Source organism: Cupriavidus sp. FW216-B1 (assembly GCF_058789195.1).
In genome coordinates this window covers 20,849-28,392 of record NZ_JBYTEL010000036.1, presented here as the reverse complement: position 1 = coordinate 28,392, position 7,544 = coordinate 20,849, and the positions used below count along the sequence as shown (strand labels likewise).

The 7,544-nt window shown below is 64.8% G+C and carries 9 protein-coding genes and 1 tRNA gene; 6 read left to right on the top strand and 4 right to left on the bottom strand.

The features are described from left to right. Positions 1-167: 167 nt before the first annotated feature. From AC3WXD_RS33965 to lexA, 4 genes are all read right to left on the bottom strand, one after another. On the bottom strand, positions 168-1,088 hold the full coding sequence (locus tag AC3WXD_RS33965; protein ID WP_492325589.1) for a DUF808 domain-containing protein: 921 nt from the start codon (positions 1,086-1,088) through the stop codon (positions 168-170). Positions 1,089-1,799: 711 nt separating this feature from the next. After that, positions 1,800-1,875, bottom strand: a tRNA-His gene (locus AC3WXD_RS33960). A 158-nt stretch (positions 1,876-2,033) separates the two neighbouring features. Beyond that, a complete protein-coding gene (locus tag AC3WXD_RS33955; RefSeq protein ID WP_020205698.1) occupies positions 2,034-2,204 on the bottom strand; it encodes a hypothetical protein in 171 nt (56 codons plus the stop codon). Positions 2,205-2,324: 120 nt separating this feature from the next. Further along, positions 2,325-2,981, bottom strand: a complete 657-nt coding sequence (lexA, locus tag AC3WXD_RS33950) for a transcriptional repressor LexA (RefSeq protein ID WP_029044180.1) — start codon at positions 2,979-2,981, stop codon at positions 2,325-2,327. A 260-nt stretch (positions 2,982-3,241) separates the two neighbouring features. Between lexA and AC3WXD_RS33945 the strand changes: the two genes are divergently transcribed. The 6 genes from AC3WXD_RS33945 (at position 3,242) to AC3WXD_RS33920 (ending at position 7,482) form a co-directional block, all read left to right on the top strand. Then, positions 3,242-4,240 carry an asparaginase gene (locus tag AC3WXD_RS33945; protein WP_492325588.1) on the top strand — a complete coding sequence of 333 codons (999 nt, stop codon included), beginning with the start codon at positions 3,242-3,244 and terminating at the stop codon, positions 4,238-4,240. A gap of 101 nt (positions 4,241-4,341) precedes the next feature. Further along, positions 4,342-4,716: a 30S ribosomal protein S6 gene (rpsF, locus tag AC3WXD_RS33940; RefSeq protein ID WP_020205696.1), complete on the top strand. Its 375-nt coding sequence runs from the start codon at positions 4,342-4,344 to the stop codon at positions 4,714-4,716. A gap of 89 nt (positions 4,717-4,805) precedes the next feature. Next, positions 4,806-5,105, top strand: a complete 300-nt coding sequence (gene priB / locus AC3WXD_RS33935) for a primosomal replication protein N (protein WP_017228959.1) — start codon at positions 4,806-4,808, stop codon at positions 5,103-5,105. A gap of 3 nt (positions 5,106-5,108) precedes the next feature. Continuing rightward, entirely contained in the window at positions 5,109-5,387 is a 279-nt protein-coding gene (gene rpsR / locus AC3WXD_RS33930; RefSeq protein ID WP_006163606.1) for a 30S ribosomal protein S18, read from the top strand. Positions 5,388-5,418: 31 nt separating this feature from the next. Next, the gene (gene rplI / locus AC3WXD_RS33925) at positions 5,419-5,871 is read left to right on the top strand and encodes a 50S ribosomal protein L9 (RefSeq protein ID WP_020205695.1); all 453 of its coding nucleotides are present in this window, start codon (positions 5,419-5,421) and stop codon (positions 5,869-5,871) included. A 219-nt stretch (positions 5,872-6,090) separates the two neighbouring features. Next, a complete protein-coding gene (locus AC3WXD_RS33920; RefSeq protein ID WP_020205694.1) occupies positions 6,091-7,482 on the top strand; it encodes a replicative DNA helicase in 1,392 nt (463 codons plus the stop codon). The last annotated feature ends 62 nt before the right edge of the window (positions 7,483-7,544 follow it).

Here is a 7,544-nt window from a genome sequence, read left to right as displayed (position 1 = left end):
GAAACGACTCCACGCCGATGATAGTGCGGATTACCCGTGTGAAAGTAGGTAATCGCCAGGCTCTCTCTTGAAACCCCCCAGTACGTACGTACTGGGGGGGTTTGCTTTTGGGGTTTTAGTTTCTGGCGCTTTGCATCATCCGCGTCATACCGGCCGGGCCATCGCGTTCAGTCCAGCGATGGCCGGACAACCCGTACCGCAAGCTTGACCAGGAAGACCGCCGCCGTCACCAGCGCGCCGGCCACGATGCCGGCCACGCCATTGACGAGCAGGGGACCGAGCATGTCAAGACTGCCTTCCGCGCCCAGCAGGGCGCCCGCGCGCTCCGTCACGTGGTGCGCGCCAGGAAAGCCATGCACCAGGATTCCCCCGCCGACCAGGAACATGGCAACCGTGCCGGCCACCGAAAGCGCCCGCATCAGCCAGGGCGCCATGCGCAGAATGGCCCGGCCGGCGGCGCGCGCCGCTGCCGATGGCCGCTGGTGAAGATAAAGCCCGGCATCGTCGAGCCTGACGATGCCAGCCACCAGGCCATAGACGCCCACCGTCATGACCAGTGCGATGACCGACAATACGGCAACCTGCGTGCCGAACGTCGCCTCGGAAACCGTGCCGAGCGAGATGACGATGATCTCCGCCGACAAGATGAAATCCGTGCGCACCGCGCCGCGGACCTTCGTTTTTTCGAGCGTAGCCAGATCCGTTGCCGGCGGCTCGCTCCGGATGACAGTCGCCTCCGGTGCCTTCCGCCGATGCAGCAGGCTGTGCGCAATCTTCTCGAATCCCTCGTAGCAGAGAAAGGCGCCGCCCATCATCAGCAGGGGCGTGATCGCCCACGGAATCGCGGCGCTGATCGCCAGCGCGGACGGCACCAGGATTGCCTTGTTGCGCAGCGATCCCTTTGCCACTGCCCACACCACCGGCAGCTCCCGGTCGGCCTTCATGCCCGTGACTTGCTGCGCGTTGAGAGCGAGATCGTCGCCGAGCACGCCGGCGGTATTCTTGGCGGCGAGCTTGCTCATGGACGCGATGTCGTCAAGGATCGAGGTGATGTCGTCGATCAGCAGCAAGAGGCTCGAGCCGGCCATATCCAGATCTCCTGGTGTGTAGTGGGTATCGGGACAAACAGCGTCGCCCCGCAATTTCCGCGCGCATGGGGAGTGCGGTGTCAGGATAATGCCTTCCCCATGTGGATGGCATGTCCGCCATGAATCGAGAGGCAGTGGCCGGGGCATCTTGCATGGCCACTCGATGGCGGTCAGGTCCCGAAGTCCGCAAGACATCGGAACCACGCATCGGCCAAAAAAGAAAACCCCGCCGGACACGAATGCCCGGCGGGGACAGGAAGCCGCACCGTACCCAGCGGAGGATGACGATGCGAGATTGAAGGCTATCAGGATGCGGAGACATGGACTGTCAACAACTGTCACCGCGGCTGCGGCCGCCGTTCCGCCAAAAAAAAGCCGCTGGGCCGGGGGAGCAGCGCAGCGGCATCGGGAAGTGTCGAATATGAGCACCAAGGGGATGGTGCCGCGGCCAGCATAAGAAGCAACGTACCGTTTGACTGTCAACAATTGCAAAATGGCCGGCCTCGCATGCGCGATAAGCGGGTCAACTGGCGACGTTGGTTTGAGGAGGGGAGTCCGGGCAATGGCAAATTGGAGCATCGGTGCGATGCTTGCCAGCGGCAGAAAACAAAAACGGCGCCAGAGGCGCCGTTGGGTATATCCGCTTTTATCGGATATCTTGTATCGCGAACGGCTGGTTAATGCTTAAGCCGTCGATACCGAAGAGAATTCTGGGGTGGCTGATGGGACTCGAACCCACGACGACAGGAATCACAATCCTGGACTCTACCAACTGAGCTACAGCCACCGTCGTTGTCTTTCAGCTGAGTGCTGATCGACGAAAAACAAGATTATACAAACTTCATTGGCACATGGCTAGTACTTCGCCTCAAAAAATTTCATGAGGCTGGCGCATGCGGCGAATGGCAACCGTCTCCACGCTGCGCCACCACGTGGCACGCGCCATTACACGGACAGCTTGGGAAGGTCTTCCAGTTCGAGCATGCGGCAGATGGCGGCCATGCTGCCGACCATCGTGCGCCGCTGCGCGCCCTGGTAGATGCGCACGCCTTTGGACTGGCGGAACGGAACGGGCTTGACGGGGCGGCGGGTGGAGAAGCGATTGGCTGGGAGCATGGCTACACCTGGTGATTTGCAACAACAGTTGTCGGCATCCGCAGCGCGGATGGCGTTGGCATATCGGGTGCAGCTCGAGGCGGGCGAACCCGCTCCAGCCGCACTTGAGGCTTGGGGCTTTTAGAACGCGCCGGTACGGATCAGGCCGACGGCGATGCCTTCCAGGGAGAATTCTTCCCGGTCCGGCTGGACGATGATGTTGCTGAAGTCGGGGTTCTCCGCGATCAGTTCGATCGTGTCGCCGCGGCGGTTGAGGCGTTTGACGGTGACGTCCTCGCCGAGCCGGGCCACGACGATCTTCCCGTTGGCGGCTTCGCTGGCGCGCTTGACCGCGAGCAGGTCGCCGTCGAGGATGCCGGCGTCGCGCATGCTCAGGCCGCGCACGCGCAGCAGGTAGTCGGGCTGGACTTCGAAGACGGAGGCATCGACCTGGTACTGGCGGTCGATGTGTTCGGCGGCCAGGATCGGGCTGCCGGCGGCGACGCGGCCGACCAGCGGCAGCGTCAGCTGCATGACGCCCGCCATCGGCAGCGAGAACTGGTCGGGCAACTCGGAGTCGCTGCGCGATACCTTGAGGCGGATGCCGCGCGACGCGCCGGGGGTGAGTTCGATCACGCCCTTGCGGGCCAGCGCGCGCAGATGCTCTTCCGCGGCATTGGGCGAGGAGAAGCCGAACTTGGCGGCAATCTCGGCACGCGTGGGCGGAAAGCCGGTGTGCTGGAGAGTGCTGCGAATCAGGTCGAAAATCTGCTGCTGCCGCGGTGTCAGGGTCGCCATAGTCGCCGTTGTTCGCTGTTGTTTTCGCTGTTATTGGAAGGCACTGTACGTTTAAACAGTATGCTGTGATTTTATACAGTATCGAGTGAAGTGCAAGCGGAATTTTTAGGACGCGGCGCATCGACGAATAGTTTGCAACACGCCTGCCTGCGGGCGCGCCTTGCGGGTGTCGGGATGCGCAGGGTTACAATCCGCGGCACGCGGTGCCCGTTCCGGGCGCGCGTTTTTTTCGACTCCAGGCTTCCTACACGTCCCCCGCCATGTCCTCACTGCGTCGCGTCGTTGTGCTTGCCACCGGCGGCACCATTGCCGGTTCTTCGTCCAATCCCGCCAGCAGCGCGAAGTACCAGGCCGCCACGGTGCCGGTGTCGGCGCTGCTCGGAGCCGTGCCCGCGCTTGGCGAGGTAGCGCGCATCGAGGCGGAGCAGGTGGCGCAGGTGGACAGCAAGGACATGTCGTTCGCGCTCTGGTCCAGGCTGGTCGAGCGGATCCGCTTCTGGTCGGCGCAGCCCGACGTCGCCGGCATCGTGGTGACGCACGGCACCGATACGCTGGAGGAAACGGCGATGGTGCTGCACCTGGCCTGCGAGGCCACGCTGCCGGTGGTGCTGACCGCGGCCATGCGGCCGTCGACTTCGCTGTCCGCGGACGGCCCGCTGAATCTGCTCGACGCGGTGCGCGTGGCCAGCCATCCGGCGTCGGCGGGGAAGGGCGTGCTGCTGGTCGTCAACCAGGAGATCCACGCCGCGCGCGACGCCGTGAAGGCGCACACGGCGGCGGTGAACGCCTTCGCTTCGCCGGCGGGCGGCCCGGTCGGTTATGTGCAGGACGATTTCGTCTGCTTCACCCGCGCCCCGCTGCGGCTGCCGGTCGCGGCCATGCCGGTGCCGGCGGCGTGGCCGCAGGTGGAAATCCTGGCCAGCTACGCGCAGCCGGGCCGGGTGATGGTCGATGCGCTGGTCGCGGCCGGGGTGAGCGGCCTCGTGGTGGCCGCCGCGGGCAACGGCTCGATCCACCAGTCGCTGGCGGAGGCGCTGGCCGAGGCCGCCGCGGCGGGCGTGGCGGTCGTGCGCAGCTCGCGCACCGGGGCCGGGCATGTGGCGATGCCGGCGCAGCCGCGGCCGACCGCCGGCGTCTTCGTGTCGGCCGGCGACCTGAATCCCTACAAGGCGCGCGTGCTGCTGCTGCTCGCGCTGGCGGCCAGGCCGGCGCTGGCGGCGGATCCGGCGGCGTTGCAGGCGCTCTTTGCCGATAACTGAAGCAGCTTGCCCTATGCGTGGAAAGCGCGCTATACTTTAAGGCTATCCAACCTTGCCACACCGGACATGGCGCCCGGGTGGCTTATCCAAAAGGAGCGTCAATGCGTCATTACGAAATCGTATTTATCGTCCATCCGGACCAGAGCGAACAGGTTCCGGCCATGATCGAGCGTTACAAGACGCTGGTCACCTCGCAGGAAGGCCAGATCCACCGCGTGGAAGACTGGGGCCGCCGTCAGATGGCCTACATGATCCAGAAGCTGGCCAAGGCTCACTACGTTTGCCTGAACATCGAATGCGGCAAGGAAACCCTGGCTGAACTCGAACACGCGTTCAAGTTCAACGACGCGGTGCTGCGCCACCTCATCGTTCAGACCAAGAAGGCCGAAACCGCACCGTCCCCGATGATGAAGGAAGTGCAGCGCGAAGAAGCCCGCAAGGCCGCGCAACAGACCACCGAAGGCCAGGCCGCCTAAGTGCGGGCTCTTGCGGTTGCCGCGGGCGCTGAATATCGCAGGCGCCGCGGCGGCGCGGGCGGGCACGGGTACCGGGAACGGAGGCAGCGTTGAACCAGTTGAGGCTCTGCGCAACCCTCGCCGAACGCGATGCCCTGCGCTATACCCCGGCCGGCGTCCCCGTCGTCAACTGCATCCTGCAGTACGCGGGCGAGACGGTCGAGGCGCAGACGCCCAGGCAGGTGGAATTTGCCATCGCCGCGATGGGGATCGGACAGATCGGACAACGGCTCGAGCGCACGCCGCTCGGCGCGATGCTCGACTGCGAAGGATTCCTGGCCCGCAAGCACCGCAACAGCAAGGCTCTCGTCTTTCACATCACTGGATGTAAAGCATTCGAAAAGGATTGAATCATGGCATTCGTCAAACGTGACAACAAGAACAAGAAGCGCTTCCAACAGCAGAACCCGCTGTTCAAGCGCAAGCGCTTCTGCCGCTTCACCGTGGCCGGCGTGGAACAGATCGACTACAAGGATCTGGACACCCTGAAGGATTTCATCGGCGACAACGGCAAGATCACGCCGGCCCGCCTGACCGGCACCAAGGCGCACTATCAGCGTCAGCTCGATACGGCCATCAAGCGCGCGCGTTTCCTCGCGCTGATGCCCTACACCGACCTGCACAAGAACTGATCGGCCCTAGGTCCGTCAAGGAGAAAACACGATGCAAATCATTCTGCTGGAAAAAGTCATCAACCTGGGCAACCTGGGTGACATCGTTCGCGTGAAGGACGGCTACGCCCGTAACTTCCTGATCCCGAACAAGAAGGCCCGCCGCGCGACCCAGACCGCCATCAGCGAGTTCGAAGTCAAGCGCGCCGAGCTGGAAAAGGCCGCCGCCGAGAAGCTGGCTGCCGCGCAGGGCGAGGGCGAGAAGCTCAACGGCCTGACCGTGCAGATCACCCAGAAGTCGGGTGTGGACGGCCGCCTGTTCGGCTCGGTCACCAATGCCGACATCGCCGCCGCCCTGGAAGGCCAAGGCTTCAAGATCGAGAAGGCGCAAGTGCGCCTGCCGAACGGCCCGCTGAAGATCGTTGGCGATCATCCGGTCAGCGTTTCGCTGCACACGGACGTGGTGGTCGACGTGACGGTCTCCGTCCTGGGCGAACACGTCTAAGCCGGAACCGGCCGCCGCCGCGGGGCCCGCGAGGGATCTCCGCAGCGGCAGCGGCCGCAGGCAGGAACAAAAAGGCAGGAGCCAGGCGCTCCTGCCTTTTTGTTTTGGCCCGGGGTTCCGGCTTCGGCCCGGCCGGGGTGGTTGTCCTGCCGTCACATCGCCGCACACGCCGCGATTTCTCCTCCGGCTCGCCTGTGCGCGCCGTTATAATCCCTCCCCATGAACGCGCCTGTCAGCGACCCCCAACTAGACAATCTCAAGGTACCTCCGCATTCCATCGAGGCCGAACAATCGGTGCTGGGTGGCCTGCTGCTGGACAACGCCGCCTGGGACCGCATCGCCGACTTCCTTTCCGAGTCGGACTTCTACCGCTTCGACCACCGGATGATCTTCCAGAGCATCGCCCGGCTGATCTCGGCGACCAAGCCTGCGGACGTCATCACCGTCTACGAGATGCTGCAGGTGGCCGGCAAGGCGGAGGAGGTGGGCGGGCTGGCCTACCTGAACTCGCTCGCGCAGAACACGCCCAGCGCGGCCAACATTCGCCGCTACGCGGAGATCGTGCGCGAGCGCTCGGTGCTGCGCAAGCTGGTCACGGTGGCCGACGACATCGCCTCGGCGGCCTTCGCGCCCAAGGGGCGCGAGGTGCGCGAGCTGCTCGACGAAGCCGAGTCCAAGGTCTTCGCCATCGCCGAGGAAGGCTCGCGCGGGCAGAAGGGCTTCCAGGAAATCCAGCCGCTGCTCACGCAGGTGGTGGAGCGCATCGACGAGCTGTACCACCGCGACAGCAACACCGACGTGACCGGCGTGCCGACCGGCTTCATCGACCTGGACCGCATGACCAGCGGCATGCAGGCCGGCGACCTGATCATCGTGGCCGGCCGCCCGTCGATGGGCAAGACCGCGTTCTCGCTCAACATCGGCGAGCACGTGGCGGTGGAGCAGGGCCTGCCGGTGGCGGTGTTCTCGATGGAAATGGCGGGCACCCAGCTGGCCATGCGTATGCTGGGCTCGGTCGGCCGGCTGGACCAGCACCGCCTGCGTACCGGCCGCCTGCTCGACGAGGACTGGCCGCGCCTCACGCATGCCATCCAGCGCATGAACGACGCGCAGCTGTTCATCGACGAGACCCCGGCGCTCAACCCGATGGAGCTGCGCGCGCGCTCGCGCCGCCTGGCGCGCCAGTGCGGGCAGCTTGGCCTGATCATCATCGACTACCTGCAACTGATGTCGGGCTCGGGCAGCGGCGAGAACCGCGCCACCGAAATCTCGGAAATCTCCCGTTCGCTCAAGGGGCTGGCCAAGGAACTCAACTGCCCGGTGATCGCGCTGTCGCAGTTGAACCGGAGCCTGGAGCAGCGCCCCAACAAGCGCCCGGTGATGTCCGACCTGCGCGAATCGGGCGCCATCGAGCAGGATGCCGACGTGATCCTGTTCATCTACCGCGACGAGGTCTACAACCCCGACTCGCAGGACAAGGGCACCTCCGAGATCATCATCGGCAAGCAGCGTAACGGTCCCATCGGCACCGTGCGCCTGACATTCCTGGGCCAGTTCACCAAATTCGACAACTTCAGCGGCGGCCCGGCCTTCTTCGACAACGACACCTGAAGCCAGTCCTGGCGCGGCCTGGGCGGTGGCAAAGCGGTCCCGCCGTGGCCGATCGCCCACGC

Bases quoted from the DNA above. Each gene is read 5' to 3' on its own strand.
- AC3WXD_RS33965 (WP_492325589.1), bottom strand. From the start codon at position 1,088: ATGGCCGGCTCGAGCCTCTTGCTGCTGATCGACGACATCACCTCGATC.
- AC3WXD_RS33955 (WP_020205698.1), bottom strand. From the start codon at position 2,204: ATGCTCCCAGCCAATCGCTTCTCCACCCGCCGCCCCGTCAAGCCCGTT.
- lexA (WP_029044180.1), bottom strand. From the start codon at position 2,981: ATGGCGACCCTGACACCGCGGCAGCAGCAGATTTTCGACCTGATTCGC.
- AC3WXD_RS33945 (WP_492325588.1), top strand. From the start codon at position 3,242: ATGTCCTCACTGCGTCGCGTCGTTGTGCTTGCCACCGGCGGCACCATT.
- rpsF (WP_020205696.1), top strand. From the start codon at position 4,342: ATGCGTCATTACGAAATCGTATTTATCGTCCATCCGGACCAGAGCGAA.
- rpsR (WP_006163606.1), top strand. From the start codon at position 5,109: ATGGCATTCGTCAAACGTGACAACAAGAACAAGAAGCGCTTCCAACAG.
- rplI (WP_020205695.1), top strand. From the start codon at position 5,419: ATGCAAATCATTCTGCTGGAAAAAGTCATCAACCTGGGCAACCTGGGT.
- AC3WXD_RS33920 (WP_020205694.1), top strand. From the start codon at position 6,091: ATGAACGCGCCTGTCAGCGACCCCCAACTAGACAATCTCAAGGTACCT.